The organism is Burkholderia sp. PvR073 (assembly GCF_054055695.1).
Genome location: NZ_JBSRXO010000004.1, coordinates 232,509 through 253,875, shown reverse-complemented (window position 1 = coordinate 253,875; position 21,367 = coordinate 232,509). Strand labels below are relative to the sequence as shown.

Genomic DNA, 21,367 nt, shown 5'->3' with positions numbered 1-21,367 from the left:
CGGCGCGAAGCCGGCCAACGGGCTTACTTCTGGTAGTTCGCGGCGCCGTCGGTGATTTCCTTGTGCGCGGCGTCGATGCCGGCCCAGCCTTCGACCTTCACCCACTTGCCCTTCTCGAGCGCCTTGTACTGCTCGAAGAAGTGCTTGATCTGATCCTTCAGGTATTCGGGCACGTCGTCGATCGACTTCAGGTTCGCCGTCATCGGGCAGACCTTGTCGTGCGGCACGGCGACCAGCTTCGCGTCGACGCCCGACTCATCGGTCATCTGCAGCATGCCGAGCACGCGCGAACGCACGATCGAGCCGGCCAGCAGCGGGAACGGCGTGATCACCAGCACGTCGACGGGATCGCCGTCGCCCGACAGCGTCTGCGGGATGTAGCCGTAGTTCACCGGGTAGCGCATGCCGGTACCGATGAAGCGGTCGACGACGAGGAGACCCAGTTCCTTGTCCGCCTCGTACTTCACCGGATCGCTTTGCGCGGGGATCTCGATGATCACGTTGAAATCGTGCGGCAGGTCCTTGCCGGCCGGAACATGATTAAAGCTCATAGCGCTCTCTGTTGGTCGATGGAATTCGGGACAGGGCGCCGCGGGCGCTGCACCGCCGCGGGCGTCCCCGCAGGGAATGCGCCATTATAGCCAATCGACCGGTGGCGTCCGGATGACGATCGGCGCGATAATCGTTCCGGATGTCCGGCCACCGAACCACGGGCGACGTCGTCCGTCGCCTCGAAGCATGGGACCCGAGGAGCAGGCATGGAAGAAGCGAAGCACTTCATCGCGGGCGAATGGACGTTGCCCGCGCAACTGGAGACCATCCCGGTCGTCGATCCCTCCGACGGCCAGCCGTTCGCGACGATCGCGCGCGGCACGGCACCCGACATCGAGCGCGCGGTCGCCGCGGCCCGCGAAGCGTTCGTGGGCCCGTGGGGCGCGGCGAGCGCCGCCGAGCGCGGCCGCGTGCTGATGCGGCTATCGGCACGCATCGCCGACCATCTCGAGGAACTCGCGACGATCGAGGCGCGCGACACCGGCAAGCCGCTGAAGCAGGCGCGTGCCGATGCCGCCGCGCTCGTGCGCTATTTCGAGTTCTACGCGGGCGCCGCCGACAAACTGCACGGCGAGACCCTCCCCTATCAGGCCGGCTATACGGTGCTGACCGTGCGCGAGCCGCATGGCGTCACCGGCCACATCGTGCCCTGGAACTACCCGATGCAGATCTTCGGGCGCAGCGTCGGCGCGGCGCTCGCGGCCGGCAACGCGTGCGTCGTGAAGCCGGCCGAGGATGCGTGCCTGTCGGTGCTGCGTGTCGCCGAGCTGGCCGCCGAAGCCGGGCTGCCGGCCGGTGCGCTCAACGTCGTCACCGGCTACGGGCATGAAGCGGGCGCCGCGCTCGCGCGCCACCCCGGCATCGACCACATCTCGTTTACGGGCTCGCCCGCGACCGGCAAGCTGGTCACGCAGATGGCCGCCGAGAACCACGTGCCCGTCACGCTCGAGCTCGGCGGCAAGTCGCCGCAGATCGTGTTCGCCGACGCCGATCTCGAAGCGGCGCTGCCCGTGCTCGTGTCGGCGATCGTGCAGAACGGCGGGCAGACCTGCTCGGCCGGCAGCCGCGTGCTGATCGAGCACGCGGTCTACGAGCCGCTCGTCGATCGGCTCGCCACCGCATTCAACGGGCTGCGGGTCGGCCCGAGCCGCGCGGATCTCGACTGCGGCCCGCTGATCAACGCGAAGCAGCAGCAGCGCGTGTGGGATTTCCTGTCCGACGCGCAGCATGACGGCATTCCGATGGCAGGGCACGGCCAGGTCGTCGCCGACGCGCCCGAAAGCGGCTTCTACCAGGCCCCCGCGCTGCTGCGCGACGTGCCGGCGTCGCACCGGCTTGCGCAGGAGGAAGTGTTCGGCCCGGTGCTCGCGGCGATGCGTTTCGTCGACGAGGAGGAAGCGGTCGCACTCGCGAACGGCACGCCGTACGGCCTCGTCGCAGGCATCTGGACCCGCGACGGCGCGCGCCAGCTGCGCCTCGCGCGGCGCCTGCGCGCCGGTCAGGTGTTCATCAACAACTACGGTGCGGGCGGCGGCGTCGAACTTCCGTTCGGCGGCGTCGGCCACTCGGGCCATGGCCGCGAGAAAGGCTTCGAGGCGCTGTATGGCTTCACCGCACTGAAGACGATCGCGATCCGGCACGGTTGACCAGTCGAACCCGGCCGGCAACGACCGGCCGCGCACCGAAACACCACGCACGCATCCAACAGAGGAGACACACCATGCGGTTGAGCGGCAAGACGGCCATCGTCACCGGCGGCGGCTCGGGCTTCGGCGAGGGCATCGCGAAGACCTATGCGCGCGAAGGCGCGAACGTCGTCGTCAACGACCTGAACGGCGCGGCGGCGGAGCGCGTCGCGAGCGAAATCGCGCTGGCGGGCGGCAAGGCGATCGCGGTCGCGGGCGACGTGTCCCGCGACGCCGACTGGCGCGCGCTGCTGCAGGCCGCGCTCGACGATTTCCATGCGGTGCAGATCGTCGTGAACAACGCCGGCACCACGCACCGCAACAAGCCGGTGCTCGACGTGACGGAGGCCGAGTTCGATCGCGTGTACGCCGTCAACATGAAGAGCCTGTTCTGGAGCGTCCAGACCCTGGTTCCGTATTTCCGCGCGCAGGGCGGCGGCGTGTTCGTGAACGTCGCGTCGACGGCCGGCGTGCGGCCGCGCCCGGGCCTCGTCTGGTACAACAGCACGAAGGGCGCGATGATCACCGCGAGCAAGTCGCTCGCGGCCGAGCTCGGCGCCGACCGGATCCGCGTGAACTGCATCAACCCGGTGCTCGGCGAGACGGGCCTGATGACCGAGTTCATGGGCTGCGAGGACACGCCGGAGAATCGCCGCCGGTTCCTCGCGACGATTCCGCTCGGCCGCTTCTCGACGCCGCAGGACATCGCGAACGCAGCCCTGTACCTCGCATCCGACGAAGCCGAGTTCATCACCGGCGTCTGTCTCGAAGTCGACGGCGGGCGCTGCATCTAGCCGCACGACCGTGATTGCGCCGCGCCGGCATCGCCGGCCGCATCCACGCATGGTGCACCCACGCATCGGCATTGCTTCGCAAGACACCGGATCGGGCGCCGACGCGCCGGCTCCGGCACATGACAAAACAAGGACAGGAGACAACATGGCTACATCGATGCAGTCGCTGCCGGGCTCGTCCGGCGCATTCGAGGAAGCAACCTACCGCAAGGTGTCGTGGCGGCTCACGCCGCTCCTGCTGCTGTGCTACGTGGTCGCGTATCTCGACCGCGTGAACGTCGGCTTCGCGAAGCTGCAGATGGCGAGCGACCTGAATCTCAGCGACACCGTCTACGGGCTCGGCGCCGGGATCTTCTTCTTCGGCTACTTCCTGTTCGAAGTCCCGAGCAACATCATCCTGCACAAGGTCGGCGCGCGCGTCTGGATCGCGCGCATCATGGCGACGTGGGGCGTGATCTCGATCCTGACGATGTTCGTCACGACGCCCGCGATGTTCTACGTGATGCGCTTCCTGCTCGGCGTCGCCGAAGCCGGCTTCTTCCCCGGCGTGATCCTGTATCTCACCTACTGGTATCCCGCGCACCGGCGCGGCCGGATGACGACCTTCTTCATGACCGCCGTCGCACTGTCCGGCGTGATCGGCGGACCAATCTCGGGCTTCATCCTGAAGGCGTTCAACGGCGTGAGCGGCTGGCACGGCTGGCAATGGCTGTTCCTGCTCGAAGGGATCCCGTCGGTGCTGGCCGGCGTGCTCGTGTTCTTCGCGCTCGACGACCGAATCTCGAAGGCCAAATGGCTCACCGACGAGGAAAAGGCGCTGCTCGCGCGCAACGTCGACGCGGAGGAAGCGACCAAGGAAGACCTGCCGCTCGGCGCGGTGATGGCGAGCCCGCGCGTGTGGCTGATGGCGCTCATCTACTTCTCGTTCGTGATGGGCCTGTACGGCGTCGGCTTCTGGCTGCCGACGATCATCAAGGCGACCGGCGTGGTCGACACGTTCACGATCGGCCTGCTATCGGCGATTCCGTATGCGGCGGCGGTGGTCGCGATGATCCTGATCGCGTACAGCGCGGACAAGCGGCGCGAACGACGCTGGCACCTTGCGATTCCGGCCGCGTTCGGCGCGCTCGGCCTCGTATTGTCGGTGATCTGGGCGCACCAGACGGCGCTGGCGATGCTCGGCCTCACGCTCGCGACGATGGGCATCCTGACGACGCTGCCGCTGTTCTGGAGCCTGCCGACCGCGTTCCTCGGCGGCGCGGCGGCCGCGGCCGGCATCGCGATGATCAACTCGATCGGCAACCTCGCGGGTTTCCTGAGCCCGTACCTGATGGGCTGGCTCAAGCAGGCGACGGGCGCCAACGACGCGGGCATGTACATGCTCGCCGCGTTCCTCGTGCTCGGCGGGCTGCTCGCGCTGTCGGTGCCGAAGCGGCTCGTCGACAAGTGATGCGGTGGGCGGGACCTCGTCGCACTCGCGCGCGAGCATGAAGCCGACCGGGTCGCGCCCGCCGCCGGTGCGCCGCACGACGACGTCTACCGGCTCGACAGCGGGCTCGACTGCGGGCTCGCGGGCGCCGTGCTGCAAAAGCACGTGAACCACGGCGTCCGGGCCGGCCTGCCAGGCGGCACCGAATAAAAAATGCCCCGAAGGCCAATCGGCGTTCGGGGCATGTCCACGCGCGGCAGAGGACCGCCGCCGCGTCAGACCACGGTGATCGCGAGCGCGCTTTCGCGGTAGTGCTTCGCCGCCTTGTCGGTTTCGCCGAGATGCTCGAACAGGCGTGCGAGCGCGCGGTGCGCGCGCACTTTCAGCGCCTCGTTGTCGGCCTGCTTCAGCGCGGCCTCGAGGAACGACTGCGCCTTGCCCCACAGCTGCTGCTGCTGGCAGAGACGGCCGAGCGCGAACAGCAGGTCGGCATCGTCCGGGTGATCCTTCTTCCACCCTTCGGCCTTCTGGATCAGCGGCAGCGCATCGCCGCCGGCCGTATCCGGATAGCGGCGCAGCAGCCGCGCATCCCAGTTGTGCGCGAGCGCGTCCTCGACGATGCGGCGCGCTTCGGGGCGACGCTCGAGCGGCACCAGCAGTTCGGCCGCGAGATCGGCGAGGCGCGGCGACTGACGCTCGAGCGGCGACAGCGACTGCCACACTTCGAGCAGCGCGTCCGGGTCGTGCCGGCGTTCGCGCAGCAGGTTCTCCGCCGCCTGCTGGCGCAGCCGCACGGCCGCGGCCGGATGCAGCGCCTCGCGCTTCTCGAGCGCCTTCGCGAGCTTCAGCACCTCGGCCCAGTTCTTCAACTGCTGCTGCGCGCGCAGGGCGACCTGCTGCGCATGGATGCGCTTGCCGCCCGCCTGCAGGTCGGCCAGCGCGGCGAGCGCGCCGTCGGCATCGCGTGCATCCGCGCGCATGTCGGCCGCGGCAAGCAGCCTCGCGTCCTGCCATTCGGGCGCGTCCACCTTCGACAGCCAGTCGTCGCGGCGCGTGTACTCGTGCATCCGGTGCGCGGCGGTCGCCGCGACGAGACTCGCGGCGCCCTGGTTCGCATCGACCGCGAGCGCGTCGCGCGCGGCCTTCTCGGCGCGCGAGAAGCGGCCCGCATACAGGTTCGCGATCGCATCGCGCAGCGACGCCTGTGCCTTCTCGTTGCGCGAACGCGCACGATACGCGGCGACCCGCTGCGGCATGCGCCAGATGTTGCGCACGATGCGCAGCAGCGCGTACACGACGATGAACAGCACGACGATGCCGATCACGAACAGGTTCAGCGACACGTCGATCCGGTACGGCGGATAGACGAGCAGCACCTGCCCCGCGTCGAAACGGCCGACGGTGGCGAGTGCCGCGGCGATCCCGAACAGGATCGCGAGCCAGACGATTCCTCGAAGCGTCATCGTTACCCCCGGCTCTTGAACTGCTGAACGGCGTTCAGGCTCGTGTTCAGGTTCGGCACCGCGACCGTCAGCGATGCGCCGTCGACCTGCCGGAGCAGATCCTGGACGGTTTGCGTGTCCTTCGATGCCGGGTCGAAATACTTGCCGAGCGACGCCTGCGCGGCATGCAGGTCGGCCTTCATCGCGGTGTCATTGCGCGAGAGCAGCGACAGCCGCGCGGTGAGCAGGCGCAGCTTCACGTTCTCGCGCACGAAGTAGCCCTGGTCGGGCGACGCGAGCATCGCGTCCGCATTGTCGATCCGGCGCACCTGCACGAGGCCCTTCAGTTGCTCGCCGAGGCCCGCCGAGAAGTCATGCCACCACACCTTCCAGCGCGGCGTGTCCGCCGCGACCGACGATGCGGCATCGGCCGGCGCGGCCTTCGGCGCCGCGTGCGGAACGATCGCCTCGCCCGACAGCGGCAGCGCGTCGATCTTCGCGATCGCGTCGTCGAGCTTGATCGCGAGGCCCGTGAGGTCGGCCGACGGTGCGGCCTTCAGCTTCTCGATGTCCTGCGCGAGCGCCTTGCGCACCGTGACGGCCTGCGCGCTCTGCGACGTCGCGAGGCGCGCATCGGCATTCTGCAGCGCGATCAGCGCGAGCTGCGTGTTGCCGCTGAGCTGCAGCTGCTGGCTCGCGCTCGACAGCATCTGGTCGACTTCTTCCAGCATCCAGGCATCGCGGTTGCGCGACAGGTCCTGGTACTGCTGCTGCAGCGCCTGCTGCGCGCTCTGCGCGTCGGCGAGCTTGCCGTCGAGCTGCGCGAGCTGCGTGTCGACCTGGTGCGTGCCCGCGAGCGCCTGCTCGGTCTTCATGCGGGTCTCGGCCGTTTGCGCGTCGAGCGCCTTCTGGCGCGCGACGAACGTGGCGTCGAGCCGGTCGACCTTGCGGTTCAGCGCGTAGGCGCCCACGCCCGCGGCGCAGCCGAGCACGACGACGACGAACCAGAGCGCCGCGCTGCTGCCGCGGCGCGCAGGCGATTGCGCGAGATAAGGGGGACTGGACGGCGGCGCGGAGGCAGCGGCCGGCTGGGAAGCGACGCTTTTGGAATCGTTGGTATCTGTCATGCGTTTAGTCACCGGTGCGGCTGTCGCCGGTTGGACGGCCTCGTCGGCCATCGTTCGAAACGCGCGGACGATGCGCTCATCGCCCGCGCCGGTCAGCGTAATCCTATCAAAACCCAGTGCGCGGGCGGTCTGCTCGATGCGCGGGTGCGGCGTCACGAGCGGCGCATGCTTCAGCGCTTCGATCTCGGCGTCGTTCAGGTGGGTGCGCGCGAGTTCGTGCAGGTTGCGCACCCCTTCCGAGCTCGTGACGAGCCACGCGTGCGGCGCGCCGGCGAGCAGCGCATGCACGCGCTCCCACGCGCCGACGCGCGGCTCGGGCACGACGCGCCGGTACGCGGCGACCAGCGTGACATCCGCGCCGGCTTCGCGCAGCCGCTCGGCGAGCCATTCGCGCCCGCCGTCGCCGCGCACGATCAGCACGCGCTGGCCGGCGAGCGCCTGCGCGCCGCCGAACGCGGCCTCGATGCTCGCGAACAGGTTTTCCGAATCGTAATGCGGGACACCGCCGTCGGCGGGCGCCTGCGGCGCGATCACGCGATGCGCGGGCGCCGCGATTCCGTGGCGCTCGAGCGCCGCGACGCTGCCCGGGCCGACGACGCCGACCGGCAGTGCATTCGGCCAGATCGCGCCGTAATGCGCGAGCGCGCGGTCGATCGCGTTCGGCGACACGAAGATCACCAGCGCGTAACGGTCAAGCGCCGCGAACGCGGCGTCGAGCGGCGCCGGATCATCGACCGGCGCGATGTCGATCAGCGGGAATTCGAGCACGTCGCAGCCGGCCTCGGCCAGTTGGGCCGAGAGTCCGGCCGACTGCCCGTCCGGGCGCGTCAGGACGGCGGTGAACGCGCGCGCGCCGCCCGCCATCAGGCGTCGCCCTTGCCGGCCTGCGACGCGGCCAGCAGTGCGTTGACGATGTCGAGCGCGCCCTGCGCCTCGAGCTCGTCGGACACCGCGCGGCCGAGCGCGAGCGCATCGGCGACGGTCATGACGGCGCCGCACTCTTCGGCCGTCAGCACGCGCTGGCCGTCGGTCGTCGACACGCGGCCCGTCAGGTACAGCTCGCCGGCGCGCCACACCGCGTGCGCGGCGAGCGGCACCTCGCAGCTGCCGCCGAGTGCGCGCGACACCATCCGCTCGGCCTCGACCGCGAGCGCGGTCCGCAGGTCGTGCAGCGGCGCGAGCCATGCGGCGACGTCCGTGCGGTGCGCAGCGATTTCGATGCCGAGCGCGCCCTGACCGGCGGCGGGCGGGCTATCCTCGACGTCGATCAGTGTACGGATTCGCGCTTCGAGGCCGAGGCGCTTCAGGCCGGCCGCCGCGAGAATGATCGCTGCGTAGTCGCCGCGATCGAGCTTCGACAGGCGCGTGTCGAGGTTGCCGCGCAGCGGCAGCACGTCGAGGTGCGGATAGCGCGCGCGCAGCATCGCCTCGCGGCGCAGGCTCGACGTGCCGACGACGGCACCGGCCGGCAGCGCGTCGAGCGACGCGTAGTCGTTCGACACGAACGCATCGCGCGGATCCTCGCGCTCCATGATCGCGGTGAGCGCGAAGCCGTCGGGCAGCGCCATCGGCACGTCCTTCAGCGAATGCACGGCCAGGTCGGCGCGACCGTCGGCGAGCGCATTCTCCAGCTCCTTCACGAACAGGCCCTTGCCGCCGACCTTCGACAGCGTACGATCGAGAATCTGGTCGCCGCGGGTCGTCATCCCGAGGATTTTCACGTCGCAAGCTGGATATAATTTGCGCAGCGCATCACGCACATGTTCGGCTTGCCACATCGCCAGGCGGCTCTCGCGCGAAGCAATCGTCAGCGTCGCAGGGGCTTGTGCCGAAATAGTCTCGGAATTCATTGCTGGAACATCGAAGGACGGGATGGAAGATCGAACAATGGTAGCACGCACGCTTCGGCCCGCCCGGGCCCGGAGCCCGCGCCCGCCGCGCTTCGGCGCGGGCGGGGACACCGATGCGCGGATGCGCCGCACGTAGCTGGTTGCTTGACCGCAGTTCCCGTAGTTTCCGCAGTACCCGCAGTCCCTTTTGACTCGAGCTTTCCCAAGGAAACCCATCGTGAAGTCTTCCGGATCGGCGCGTACGACGCGCCGCAATGCTGCCTTGCCCTCCCCCGACGCCCAGACGGGCACCATCGCTACCGCCGCGAACGGCCGTGCGAAAACGGCAACGAAACCGAAAGACCCGATACCTCGGACAAAACGCGCGATCAAGACGTCGGGCCCGGCTGCCCGCACGGCGAAGCCCGGCGTGCGCACGCGCGAGGACAAGGACGGCCCGCTGTTCGAGGACATCCGCTTCCTCGGCCGCCTGCTCGGCGACGTGGTGCGCGAACAGGAAGGCGACACGGTGTTCGACGTCGTCGAAACGATCCGCCAGACCGCGGTGAAGTTCCGCCGCGAAGACGACAGCGAAGCCGCGCAGACTTTGGAGAAGAAGCTGCGCAAGCTGACGCCGGAGCAGACGGTGAGCGTCGTGCGCGCGTTCAGCTATTTCTCGCACCTCGCGAACATCGCGGAAGACCGCCACCACAACCGCCGCCGCCGCATCCACGCGCTGGCAGGCTCCGCGCCGCAGCCCGGCACCGTCGCGTATGCGCTCGAACAGCTGAAGACGACCGGCAACGCGTCGAAGCGCCTGCTGCAGCGCTTCTTCGACGATGCGCTGATCGTGCCGGTGCTGACCGCGCACCCGACCGAAGTGCAGCGCAAGAGCATCCTCGACGCGCAGCACGACATCGCGCGGCTGCTCGCCGAACGCGACCAGCCGCTCACCGCGCGCGAACGCTCGTACAACGAATCGATGCTGCGTGCGCGCGTGACCGCGCTGTGGCAGACCCGCATGCTGCGCGACTCGCGCCTGACGGTCGGCGACGAGATCGAGAACGCGCTGTCGTACTACCGCGCGACGTTCCTCGACGAGCTGCCCGCGCTGTACGGCGACATCGAGGCCGCGCTCGCCGAGCACGGCCTGTCCGCGCGCGTACCCGCGTTCTTCCAGATGGGCAGCTGGATCGGCGGCGATCGCGACGGCAACCCGAACGTCACCGGCCCGACGCTCGACGAAGCGATCAACCGGCAGGCCGCGGTGATCCTCGAACATTATCTGGAACAGGTTCACAAGCTCGGCGCCGAGCTGTCGGTGTCGAACCTGCTGGTCGGCGCGAACGACGCGGTGAAGGCGCTCGCGGCCGCCTCCCCCGACCAGTCGCCGCACCGCGTCGACGAACCGTATCGCCGCGCGCTGATCGGCATCTACACGCGGCTCGCCGCCAGCGCGCGCGTGCGCCTTGGCGAAGGCACGGTGCCGGTGCGCAGCGCGGGCCGCGGCGCGCCGCCGGTGCGCGCGATTCCGTATGCAGATTCCGAAGCGTTCGTCGCCGACCTGAAGGTGCTGACCGCATCGCTCGACGAACACCACGGCGCGTCGCTCGCCGCGCCGCGTCTGGCTCCGCTGGTGCGCGCGGCCGAAGTGTTCGGCTTCCATCTCGCGAGCATCGACCTGCGCCAGAGCTCCGACATCCACGAAGCCGTGGTCGCGGAGCTGTTCGCGCGTGCCGGCGTCGAAGCCAACTACGCGGCGCTCGCCGAGGAAGACAAGCTGCGCGTGCTGCTGGCCGCACTCGCCGATCCGCGCCCGCTGCGCTCGCCGTACCTCGAATACTCGGCGCTCGCGCAGAGCGAGCTCGGCGTGTTCGAGAAGGCCCGCGACGTGCGCGCGCAGTTCGGCGCGCGCGCGGTGCGCAACTACATCATCTCGCATACGGAAACCGTCAGCGACCTCGTCGAGGTGCTGCTGCTGCAGAAGGAAACGGGCCTGCTCGAAGGCCCGCTCGGCAGCCATGCGAAGAACGGCCTGATGGTGATCCCGCTGTTCGAGACGATCCCCGACCTGCGCGACGCCGCGCGCATCATGCGCGAGTACTTCGCGCTGCCGGGCATCGACGCGCTGATCGCGCACCAGGGCGCCGAGCAGGAGGTGATGCTCGGCTATTCGGACAGCAACAAGGACGGCGGCTTCCTGACGTCGAACTGGGAGCTGTATCGCGCCGAACTCGCGCTCGTCGACGTGTTCCGCGAACGCAAGATCACGCTGCGGCTGTTCCACGGCCGCGGCGGCACGGTCGGCCGCGGGGGCGGCCCGACCTACCAGGCGATCCTGTCGCAGCCGCCGGGTACCGTCAACGGCCAGATTCGCCTGACCGAACAGGGCGAGGTGATCGCGAGCAAGTTCGCGAACCCCGAAATCGGCCGGCGCAACCTCGAGACGGTGGTCGCCGCGACGCTCGAGGCGTCGCTGCTGCCGCAGTCGAACGCGCCCGCACAACTGCCCGCGTTCGAAGCCGTGATGCAGACGCTGTCGGACGCCGCGATGGCGTCGTATCGCGCGCTCGTCTATGAAACGCCCGGCTTCACCGACTACTTCTTCTCGTCGACGCCGATCACCGAGATCGCGGAACTGAACATCGGCAGCCGCCCGGCCTCGCGCAAGCTGCAGGATCCGAAGAACCGCAAGATCGAAGACCTGCGCGCGATTCCGTGGGGCTTCTCGTGGGGTCAGTGCCGGCTGCTGCTGACGGGCTGGTACGGCTTCGGCAGCGCGGTGAGCGCGTATCTCGACGGCGCGCCGGACGAGGCCGAACGCACGAAGCGCCTGACGCTGCTCAAGAAGATGAACAAGACCTGGCCGTTCTTCGCGAACCTGCTGTCGAACATGGACATGGTGCTCGCGAAGACCGATCTCGCGGTCGCGTCGCGCTATGCGCAGCTGGTCGCCGACCGCAAGCTGCGCAAGCACGTGTTCGAGCGGATCGTCGCGGAATGGGAGCGCACGTCGCAGGCGCTCGCGGAAATCACCGGGCACGAAGGCCGCCTCGCGACCAACCCGCTGCTCGCGCGCTCGATCAAGAACCGCTTCCCGTATCTCGATCCGCTGAACCACCTGCAGGTCGAGCTGATCAAGCGTCACCGCGCGGGCGACACGAACGCGCGGCTGCGCCGCGGGATTCACCTGACCATCAACGGGATCGCCGCCGGCCTGCGCAACACGGGCTGATCCGCGCGCGGCGCGGGTCCGCCCCGCGCCGCGCCGGCATCGCGTTACGAAAGCCGCGATACGCGCGTCACGCGTATCGCGGCTTTTTTCATCGGTCGGCGCGGCGGTACGACGGCACGACGGCGACGACCGCCGTGCCGCCGATTCATCGCGCGTCGATCAGCAACGCGTCGTGCTCGAACGATCCGTCCGACTGCACCGCGTAGTAGCCGCGCACCTCGTCGGGCGCATGCGCCCACAGCGCGCGGATGCCCGCGACGCTGTCGGCCGGGGTGCGAATCCGCTCGACCCACGTCTCGAAATCGATCGGCAGGCGCCAGCGGCTCTGCACCTGTGCCTCGAAACCGGCGCCGCGGAACATCGCGAGCCATTCGTCGGCACGGTAGTCGCGCACGTGGGACGCGTCGCGCAGCACTTCCGCGGCCTGCAGATACGTGTCGAGCAGCGGATGGTCGTTGCCCGCGATGTCGATCATCAGCACGCGACCGCCCGGCTTCAGCACGCGGCGCACCTCGGCGAGCGCCGCGCGCACGTCGTGCCAGTGATGCGCACTCATCCGGCTGACCACCCAGTCGAAGGTGCCCGCGTCGAACGGCAACCGCTCGGCCGGCCCCTGCTGCGTGCTGATGTTCGCGAGCCCGCGCTCGCGTGCGGCGGCATCGACGGTCGCGAGCATCGGCGCGGCGAGATCGTAGGCGACCACGTCGCGCACGTGCGGCGCGACCGCGAAGCTCGCGTGGCCCGCGCCGCAGCCGAGATCGAGCACCGCGCCGTCGGGCGTCGCGCGCACGGCGTCCGCCAGTGCCTGCAGATCGGCGCCAGTCGCGTGGACCGTGCTCGTCAGATAGGCGGCGGCCGTCGTGCCGAATGCGTCGGCGACCTGGTCGTGGTGTTTCATCGTTCGCTCCTTCGTTGGGTGGGGCGCCCGCTGCCTGTCAGCGCGCGAATCGCTACAATAGGGCCGCGCTTGTACCAGTACAAGTTAAGCGGTTATTCTGGTATTTGTTACACCTGCCTGATTTCCGGCCCGATCTTCGCCGCGCGTCCCGCGCCCCTTTTCGTCGTTTCAGCCGTTTCCGCATGAACCAGCCGTCCTCCGCCCCCACCCCGCCGCTCGACGCCACGCCCGCCCGCGCGCTCGGCGAATTCATCCGCGCGCACCGCGAACGGCTGTCGCCGCAGGCCGTCGGCCTGCCGCCCGGCCCGCGCCGCCGCACGCCGGGGCTGCGGCGCGAGGAAGTCGCGCAGCTGTGCGGCGTCAGCCCGACCTGGTACACGTGGATCGAGCAGGGCCGCCCGGTGTCGGCGTCGGCCGACGCGCTCGCGCGGATCGCCGTCGCGCTGCAGTTGTCGAAGGCCGAACGCGCGTACCTGTTCGAGCTGGCCGCGCAGCGCGATCCGGCCGAGCCCGACGTCGCGGCCGGCGACCTGCCGCCGACGCTCGCGGCGACCGTCGCCGCGATCGCCACGCCTGCCTACGTGCTCGACCGGCAATGGAACGCCCTCGCCTGGAACGCGCCGGCCGCCGCGCTGTTCACGGGCTGGCTCGACGGCGAGCACGACCGCAACCTGCTGCGCTTCACGTTCATGGCGCCGGCCGCGCGCACGCTGATCGTCGACTGGGAAACCCGCGCGCGCCGGCTCGCGGCCGAATTCCGCGCCGACTCGATCCGCCACCTCGCCGACGCGCCGACACGCGCGCTGATCGACGCGCTGATGGCCGGCAGCGACGCGTTCGCGCAGTACTGGGCGTCGCAGGACGTATTCGAGCGCGAAGGCGGCCTGCGCGAGTTCGACCATCCGGCCGACGGCCGGCTCGTGTACCAGCAGATCACGCTGAAGCCCGCGCACCGCGAGGATCTGAAGCTCGTCGTGCTGGTGCGCGATTGACGCAACTCAGAAGCTGATCGTCGCGGTAATGGTGTCGCTGTAGTTGCCGGGCGCCGGCGTCGTCTGCGCGGGTACGCGGCCGTACACGGTGATCGCCTGCGCGAACCCGCTGCCGGTGCCCGTCGCCATCGACGTGCCGCCGGTGCCGTCGCCCCACGGCTGCGTGTGGCCGCTGTCCTGATAGAGCTGATAGCTGACCGAGCCGCCGCCCGTGCGCTGCATCGTGCGAGCGACGACACTGCCGCTGGCCCCGCCGTTCAACGCAATCTGGAAGGCATCGCCGCTCGTGCACCGCGCACTGATCGAGCCGCTCGCGCTCAGCGCCGACGTCAGCACGCCCGCCGCCGGAAACGCAACGCCGGTCGCGCTGATGATGCAGTTGTTGATGACGGTGGCGGTAGCGGCAAAGCTCATCGTGCCGGCCGTCGACTGCGACGCACACGGCGTCGGCAGCACGCCCAGCAGCGAAAAACTGAAGCTGTAGGCGGCCTGGTTGCCGGCGAAACTTTGCGTATAGACCGTGCTGGCATTGTTCACGGTCGGCACGGTCGGCTGGTTCGACGCGATGCGGCCATAGATGGTCACGTTGGTACTCGCGGTCGTGCCGAGCACCGGTTTCGTCAACGAGACGGAGATCGGCGTCGTGCCGGCACTGACGGCACCCCAAGGCTGCGAATAGCCGGCGTCCTGATACAGGTCGTACTGCATCTGGTTCGTCCCGTTGGTCAGGTAGCGCGGGCTCGTGCCGCCGAGGTTCACGCAAACGAGCACGCCGGTGTTCACGCTCAGTGCATCCCACGTGCAACTGACCGTCATCGTGCTGTTCGTCGTATAAGCCTGCAGCGTGATCGGACTGACCGAGCCGAAGCTCGGCGCCGGCGGCGTCACGGAACACGTGTCCGCTCGGGCCGACATCCATGGCATGCCGAGCAGTGCGGCCAGCAGCACGCACGCTAGCGCGCGCATCCAGCGGCGCGCCGTGTCGAATTCGTCATCCGCCATGCGTTCCCCCCGAACATGCTCGTCCGCTCGACCGGGCTTCTGGCCCGTGCGGCGCCCCATCGTATCCGGCTGAGCATCAATCGTTCGCACTGTTACTTGATCCATGTCAAATGGGCCACTGGCAACCGGTCCGCCACCCCGCACAATGCCTTCCGGGTCGGCGTTTTCTCGATTGCGCGCCCCTGAATCCGTGGAGTAGTCTTCCAACAACGACAGAGCGGTTACGGCGACCGGCAACAGACCACGCGGCAGGCACTCCGCGTCCGGGCGACCCCTTGAACGGCAGGAGACAATCATAATGAACGATTCCCGACGTCGTGTTCTTTCGGCCATGCTCGCGGCCAGCTTCGCATTCGCGCCCGCGCTGCAGCCCGTCGCCATTGCGGCAGTCTATTCGAACGGCACCGCCACCACCCAATTCAACGTCACGCTCACGATCCAGGCCAACTGTACGATCGCCGCGAACCCGCTTGCATTCGGCACGGCCGGCGTGCTCGCGTCGGCAGTCAACCAGCAGACCACGGTCTCCGTCACCTGCACGAACTCGACGCCCTACAACGTCGGACTCGACGGCGGCACGGTAAGCGGCTCGACGGTCGCCAGCCGGCTGATGGGCGGCACGACGACCGGCAATACCGGCACGACGGTCGGCTATCAGCTCTACCAGGACTCGGGCCACTCGACGATCTGGGGCAACACGCAGGGCACCGACACGGTCGGCGGCACCGGCACCGGTTCCGCGCAAGTGCTGAACGTGTACGGCCAGGTGCCCGCGCAAGCGACGCCGAAGCCCGACACCTACCAGGCCTCCGTCACCGCCACCGTGTACTTCTGACGCGCCATGGCAGGGTTCCCGCGCGCATTGGCCGCGCTGTGCGTCGTGTCGGCGTGCGCGGCCGCATCCGCCGCCACGCTGCAGATCACGCCCGTGACGATCGAGCTGGCGCCGACGGCCGCCGCCGCGAGCATGACGCTCAGCAATCCTGGCGGACAGCCGATCTACGGCCAGGTCCGCACCTATCGCTGGACGCAGCAAAACGGCGACGACGTGATGACGCCGACCGACACGCTCGCCGCGTCGCCGCCGCTGCTGCAGATCGGCGCGAACGCCGAACAGTTGATCCGGCTCGTGCGCACGAGCCGCGGCGCGCCGCCCGCCGAGGAAAGCTATCGCGTGCTGATCGATGAACTGCCCGCGCCCGGCACGCCGGTCGCGAACGGCGTCACGATCCGGCTGCGCTACTCCGTGCCCGTATTCGTCGAGCCCGATGGCGCACCGGCGTCCCCGAACCTTGACTGGCGCGTCGAGCGTGACGGCGCCGGTGCGCGGCTCGCGGTCGACAACCGCGGTGGACGGCGTGCTCAGATTTCCGCGGTTCGGCTCATCGACGCGCGCGGCACCGTGCATGACGTCACGCGCGGCCTGCTCGGCTATGCGCTCGCGGGCAGCACGCGGCGCTGGCCGCTCAAGCTGGATGCGGGCCCGGCGACATTCGTCAGGATCCAGGCGACCGTCAACGCGCAGCCGGTCGAAGCGCGGCTGACACCGCCCTGATCCGGCTCGGAAGGATCGCACGACGTTGCCCGTTCCGACGACGCGCACGGCCCTCCAGGCTGCTGCCTGCCCCGCACGATATGCCCGGCACGCCGCCGCGTTGCTTGCACTGGAGCTGACACTGCATGCAGGCCCCGGCTGCGCGCTAACGGCGCCGGTGCAGGTGGCTGCCGCGCCGGTGCAGGTGCCCGTGCCCGTGCCCGTGCCTGCGCCGATGCCCGCGCCCGCATCCGACGCACTGTTTCTCGACGTATCGGTCAATGGCGAACCGACGCACCGGATCGCACGCTTCCAGCAAATCGGCGGACGACTGTACGCGGCCTCCGCCGACCTGAACGACCTGGGTATCGCGACGAACGACCGGACGAACGACCGCACGCCGGAGCCGTCGAACGCGCTCGTCGCCCTCGACACGCTCGCCGGGCTGCGCTACGACTACGACGCGGGCCGGCAGACGCTCGACCTGCGCGTGCCCGACGCGCTGCGCATCCCGCACACGTTCGATACGCGCGCACTCGCGGCCGCGCCGCCTGCCACGTCCGGCCGCGGCTTCGTGCTGAACTACGACGCCTACGCACAGACCATCGCCCATGCCCCGCTCGCGGTCTGGAGCGAGGCGCGCTATTTCGATCCGTACGGCGTATTCAGCAGCACCGGCGTCGCGTATCTGTACGACGACCGCCGGCGCTACGTGCGCTACGACACGTCGTGGAGTCATTCGAACCCCGGCACGCTCACGACGACCCAGATCGGCGACACGATTTCGTCGTCGTTGTCGTGGACCCGCTCGCTGCGCATCGGCGGCGTGCAGTGGCGCAGCAATTTCGGCCTGCGCCCCGATCTGGTCACGTTTCCGGTGCCCGCGCTGTCCGGCAGCGCGGTCGTGCCGACCTCGGTCGACCTGTACGTGAACAACGTGCGCCAGTTCAGCGGCAACGTGCCGAGCGGGCCGTTCGTGATCAACAGCGTGCCCGGCATCACCGGCGCGGGCAACGCAACCGTCGTCACGCGCGACGCGCTCGGCCGCTCGATCGCGACGTCCATTCCGCTGTACGTCGACACGCGCCTGCTCGCCCCCGGCCTCGCCAGCTATTCGGCGGAAGCCGGGTTCCTGCGCCGCGCCTATGGCGCCGATTCGTTCGACTATGCGCGCACGCCGGCCGCGAGCGGCTCGCTGCGCTACGGCATCAGCGAGCGGCTGACCGTCGAGGCGCACGCGGAAGCGACGGCCGGCGTCTACAACGCAGGCGCCGGCGCGCTCGCACGTCTGGGCGAACGCGGCGTGGCGAACGCGTCGCTGGCGCTCAGCGCGCCGGGCCGCACGGGCATGCAGGCCGGCATCGGCTACCAGTACGTGACGCCGCGCTTCTCCATCGATGCCCAGACGCTGCGCGCCTTCGGCGACTACAGCGACCTCGGCAGCCGCGAAGGCGTGCCGGTGTCGCGCGCCACCGACCGCGTCACGGTCTCATTCCCGTTCCTGCGCATGCAGACGCTGTCGTTCAGCTATCTCGGCCTCAAGTATCCGGGTGTCGCCGCCTCGCGCATCGGCTCGATCGCCTACCTGGTCAATCTCGGCGGGCTGACATCGATCACGGTCAGCGGCTTCCAGGACTTCCGGCAGCGCGACACGCGCGGCTTCTTCGTGAGCCTGAGCATCGGGCTCGGCGGCAACACGTCCGTCTCTGCGAACGCCGGGCGGCAGAACGGCGACTCGACCTACACGCTGAGCGCGACACGGCCGCCCGACTATGGCGGCGGCGTCGGCTGGAACGTGCAGGCGGGCGCCAACGCAGGCATGCGCTACGCGCAGGGGCAGTTGCAGTATCTCGGCCGCGCGGGCGAGGTCACGCTGCTCGCGCAGTCGTTCGACGGGCACCGCAACGCGTCGGTCGACGTCACGGGCGCGATCGTGCTGATGAACGGCCAGCTGATGACGGCACGCCGCGTCGACGACGGCTTCGCGCTCGTCTCGACCGACACCGGGCGCGTGCCCGTGCTGCACCAGAACCGGCTGATCGGCGAGACGGACCGGGCTGGCTACCTGCTCGTGCCCGACCTGAATGCGTACCAGAGCAATCGCGTCGCGATCGACGGCACCGCGCTGCCCGCTGACGCACGGATCGCCGACACGACGCTCGATGTCGTGCCGCAGGCGCGCTCCGGCGTGCTCGCGCACTTCGCCGTGACACGCTACAGCGCCGCGTCGATCGCGCTGCGCGCGCCGGACGGCACGCCGCTGCCGCCCGGGCTCGAGGTTCGCCACGTCGAAAGCGGTCAGCGCACGATCGTCGGCTATGACGGCCTGACCTTCGTCGACGGCCTCGTCGCGAACAACCATCTGGAAATCTCCGGCGGCGGCCGCGATTGCGCCGTCGCGTTCGCGTACCGGCGCCCGGACGACGGCACGCTGCCGCGGATTGGCCCGCTGACCTGCGGCCCCCGGTAATCCGCGCCCGTTCGCGACCGGCGCGCGCCGGCCGTCAGCCCCGCGAATGTTAGAATTGCGGGATTCCCTCGGCGGCGCACGCCGCCCAACTCCCCTTCGAAGAATCGCCATGACGTCCCAACTGCACAAAAAGGGCGAGGCCTGGTCGGCCCGCTTCTCGGAACCGATGTCGGAGCTGGTCAAGCGCTACACGTCGTCGGTGTTTTTCGACAAGCGCCTCGCGCTCGTCGACATCGCCGGCTCGCTCGCGCACGCGAGCATGCTCGCGGCGCAGAAGATCATCAGCGCCGACGACCTCGCCGCGATCGAACGCGGGATGACGCAGATCAAGGGCGAGATCGAGCGCGGCGAATTCGAATGGCAGCTGGATCTCGAGGACGTCCACCTGAACATCGAGGCGCGCCTCACCGCGCTGATCGGCGACGCCGGCAAGCGCCTGCACACGGGCCGCTCGCGCAACGACCAGGTCGCGACCGACATCCGTCTGTGGCTGCGCGGCGAGATCGACCGCATCGGCGGCCTCCTGAACGACCTGCGCGGCGCGCTGATCGACCTCGCTGAGAAGAACGCCGACACGATCATGCCGGGCTTCACGCACCTGCAGGTCGCGCAGCCGGTCACGTTCGGCCATCACCTGCTCGCGTACGTCGAGATGTTCACGCGTGACACGGAACGCATGCGCGACTGCCGCACCCGCGTGAACCGCCTGCCGCTCGGCGCGGCCGCGCTCGCGGGCACCAGCTACCCGATCGACCGTCACGCCGTCGCGAAGACGCTCGGCTTCGACGGCATCTGCGCGAACTCGCTCGACGCGGTGTCGGATCGCGACTTCGCGATCGAATTCACGGCGGCATCCGCGCTCGTGATGACGCACGTGTCGCGCTTCTCCGAAGAACTCGTGCTGTGGATGAGCCCGCGCGTCGGCTTCATCGACATCGCCGATCGCTTCTGCACCGGCAGCTCGATCATGCCGCAGAAGAAGAACCCGGACGTGCCCGAGCTCGCGCGCGGCAAGACGGGCCGCGTGAACGGCCACCTGATGGCGCTCCTCACGCTGATGAAGGGCCAGCCGCTCGCGTACAACAAGGACAACCAGGAAGACAAGGAACCGCTGTTCGACACGGTCGACACCGTCGCCGACACGCTGCGGATCTTCGCCGAGATGGTCGCGGGCATCACCGTGAAGCCGGACGCGATGCGCGCGGCCGCGCTGCAGGGCTTCTCGACCGCCACCGACCTCGCCGACTACCTCGTGAAGCGCGGGCTGCCGTTCCGCGACGCGCACGAAGCCGTCGCGCACGCGGTGCGGATCTGCGACGACCGCGGGATCGACCTCGCCGACCTGACGCTCGACGAAATGAAGCAGGAGCTGCCGAACGTCGCGCACCTGATCGGCGACGACGTGTTCGGCTATCTGACGCTCGAAGGTTCGGTCGCAAGCCGCAACCACGCGGGCGGCACCGCGCCCGACCAGGTGCGTGCGGCGGTCAAGGCTGCCCGCGCCGCGCTCGGCACGTAAGCCCGTCGTCCCGGACGGACGCCTCCGGCGTCCGTTTCTCATTCGGGCGGCCGCCGCGCCGCCCATTGCCTGCTCCGCTTCCCGGATACCGCCGATGACCTTCTCCGCCGCGCTCTTCGACATGGACGGCCTGCTCGTCGATTCCGAGCGGACCATCATGAACACGTGGATCGACGTGTCGAACGCACACGGCGTCACGTTGACCGAGATCGACTACCTGCAGATCGTCGGGCGCTCGTTCGCCGAAGGCCAGGTGATTCTCGCGCGGCTGATCGGCGACACCGATACGTTCGACGCCGTGCGCCTCCTCGTGCGCGAACAGCTCGCCGCGCCCGAACCCCATCCGAAGTTTCCGCTGAAAGCGGGCGCGTTTGCGCTGCTCGAGGCGCTCGCGCAGGCCGGCATTCCGTGCGCGGTCGCGTCATCGTCGGCGCGCGACGTGATCCGTGCACGGCTCGACGCGGTCGGCGTGCTGCCGTTCTTCCGCGCGATCGCGGGCGGCGACGAAGTCGCGCGCGGCAAGCCCGACCCGGCCGTGTACCGGCTCGCGGCCGAGCGCCTCGGCGTGCCGGCGCACGCGTGCGTCGCGTTCGAGGACAGCGACTTCGGCGCGCAGTCGGCCGCCGGCGCCGGCGCATCGGTCGTCACCGTGCCCGACCTGAAGGCGCCGACGCCCGAGATCGTCGCGCTGAGCCTGCACGTGCTCACGTCACTCGACGATGCGGTCGCGCTCGTGCCGTCGTGGTTCGGCGGCCTCGACACGCAGCAATCCGCGTAAGCGCCGCACGCGGCACGCCACATGCAAACGGGCACCCGAGGGTGCCCGTTTTGCGTTGCCGCGCCGGATGACCGGCGTCGC

16 protein-coding genes are annotated in these 21,367 nt (G+C 69.4%); 10 read left to right on the top strand and 6 right to left on the bottom strand.

Annotated features, from left to right (window positions below):
• Positions 1-23: 23 nt before the first annotated feature.
• A complete protein-coding gene (gene ppa / locus ACVK00_RS15500) occupies positions 24-551 on the bottom strand; it encodes an inorganic diphosphatase (RefSeq protein ID WP_014896363.1) in 528 nt (175 codons plus the stop codon).
• A gap of 207 nt (positions 552-758) precedes the next feature.
• Here ppa and ACVK00_RS15495 point away from each other — a divergent pair, with 207 nt between their 5' ends.
• The 3 genes from ACVK00_RS15495 to ACVK00_RS15485 all read left to right on the top strand — a co-directional run bounded on the left by ACVK00_RS15495 (position 759) and on the right by ACVK00_RS15485 (position 4,481).
• Positions 759-2,198, top strand: coding sequence for an aldehyde dehydrogenase family protein (locus ACVK00_RS15495; protein WP_284896242.1), 1,440 nt, complete (start codon positions 759-761; stop codon positions 2,196-2,198).
• Between the two features lie 74 nt (positions 2,199-2,272).
• Positions 2,273-3,031, top strand: coding sequence for an SDR family oxidoreductase (locus ACVK00_RS15490; protein ID WP_284896245.1), 759 nt, complete (start codon positions 2,273-2,275; stop codon positions 3,029-3,031).
• A 145-nt stretch (positions 3,032-3,176) separates the two neighbouring features.
• The gene (locus tag ACVK00_RS15485) at positions 3,177-4,481 is read left to right on the top strand and encodes an MFS transporter (RefSeq protein ID WP_228905163.1); all 1,305 of its coding nucleotides are present in this window, start codon (positions 3,177-3,179) and stop codon (positions 4,479-4,481) included.
• Between the two features lie 254 nt (positions 4,482-4,735).
• Here ACVK00_RS15485 and ACVK00_RS15480 read toward each other — a convergent pair whose 3' ends face one another.
• From ACVK00_RS15480 to hemC, 3 genes are read right to left on the bottom strand one after another with little or no spacing between them, the layout of a single operon-like run.
• A complete protein-coding gene (locus ACVK00_RS15480) occupies positions 4,736-5,923 on the bottom strand; it encodes a heme biosynthesis protein HemY (protein ID WP_228905165.1) in 1,188 nt (395 codons plus the stop codon).
• Positions 5,924-5,925: 2 nt separating this feature from the next.
• Complete coding sequence (hemDX, locus tag ACVK00_RS15475; RefSeq protein WP_284896250.1) at positions 5,926-7,893, bottom strand: fused uroporphyrinogen-III synthase HemD/membrane protein HemX; 1,968 nt, start codon at positions 7,891-7,893, stop codon at positions 5,926-5,928.
• Positions 7,893-8,879, bottom strand: coding sequence for a hydroxymethylbilane synthase (hemC, locus tag ACVK00_RS15470; RefSeq protein ID WP_284896254.1), 987 nt, complete (start codon positions 8,877-8,879; stop codon positions 7,893-7,895). Before hemC ends, hemDX begins: the two co-directional genes overlap by 1 nt.
• Positions 8,880-9,096: 217 nt before the next feature.
• On the opposite strand from hemC, the gene ppc reads away from it, so the two are divergent.
• Positions 9,097-12,093: a phosphoenolpyruvate carboxylase gene (gene ppc / locus ACVK00_RS15465; RefSeq protein ID WP_284896257.1), complete on the top strand. Its 2,997-nt coding sequence runs from the start codon at positions 9,097-9,099 to the stop codon at positions 12,091-12,093.
• Positions 12,094-12,238: 145 nt separating this feature from the next.
• Here the strand turns inward: ppc and ACVK00_RS15460 are convergent, their stop codons facing one another.
• Positions 12,239-12,991, bottom strand: a complete 753-nt coding sequence (locus ACVK00_RS15460; protein WP_284896260.1) for a class I SAM-dependent methyltransferase — start codon at positions 12,989-12,991, stop codon at positions 12,239-12,241.
• A 182-nt stretch (positions 12,992-13,173) separates the two neighbouring features.
• Here ACVK00_RS15460 and ACVK00_RS15455 point away from each other — a divergent pair, with 182 nt between their 5' ends.
• On the top strand, positions 13,174-13,983 hold the full coding sequence (locus ACVK00_RS15455) for a helix-turn-helix transcriptional regulator (RefSeq protein ID WP_011657642.1): 810 nt from the start codon (positions 13,174-13,176) through the stop codon (positions 13,981-13,983).
• Between the two features lie 6 nt (positions 13,984-13,989).
• Here ACVK00_RS15455 and ACVK00_RS15450 read toward each other — a convergent pair whose 3' ends face one another.
• On the bottom strand, positions 13,990-14,985 hold the full coding sequence (locus tag ACVK00_RS15450) for a Csu type fimbrial protein (protein ID WP_284896263.1): 996 nt from the start codon (positions 14,983-14,985) through the stop codon (positions 13,990-13,992).
• 298 nt (positions 14,986-15,283) lie between these two features.
• On the opposite strand from ACVK00_RS15450, the gene ACVK00_RS15445 reads away from it, so the two are divergent.
• The 5 genes from ACVK00_RS15445 to ACVK00_RS15425 all read left to right on the top strand — a co-directional run bounded on the left by ACVK00_RS15445 (position 15,284) and on the right by ACVK00_RS15425 (position 21,286).
• The gene (locus ACVK00_RS15445; RefSeq protein WP_284896266.1) at positions 15,284-15,820 is read left to right on the top strand and encodes a Csu type fimbrial protein; all 537 of its coding nucleotides are present in this window, start codon (positions 15,284-15,286) and stop codon (positions 15,818-15,820) included.
• 6 nt (positions 15,821-15,826) lie between these two features.
• Positions 15,827-16,540 carry a fimbrial biogenesis chaperone gene (locus ACVK00_RS15440; protein WP_284896269.1) on the top strand — a complete coding sequence of 238 codons (714 nt, stop codon included), beginning with the start codon at positions 15,827-15,829 and terminating at the stop codon, positions 16,538-16,540.
• 25 nt (positions 16,541-16,565) lie between these two features.
• Positions 16,566-18,989: a fimbria/pilus outer membrane usher protein gene (locus ACVK00_RS15435; protein ID WP_435521229.1), complete on the top strand. Its 2,424-nt coding sequence runs from the start codon at positions 16,566-16,568 to the stop codon at positions 18,987-18,989.
• Between the two features lie 109 nt (positions 18,990-19,098).
• The gene (gene argH / locus ACVK00_RS15430; protein ID WP_175696694.1) at positions 19,099-20,508 is read left to right on the top strand and encodes an argininosuccinate lyase; all 1,410 of its coding nucleotides are present in this window, start codon (positions 19,099-19,101) and stop codon (positions 20,506-20,508) included.
• 94 nt (positions 20,509-20,602) lie between these two features.
• Positions 20,603-21,286 (top strand): HAD family hydrolase, encoded by a 684-nt coding sequence (locus ACVK00_RS15425; RefSeq protein WP_228905189.1) that lies wholly within the window; start codon positions 20,603-20,605, stop codon positions 21,284-21,286.
• Positions 21,287-21,367: the final 81 nt, after the last annotated feature.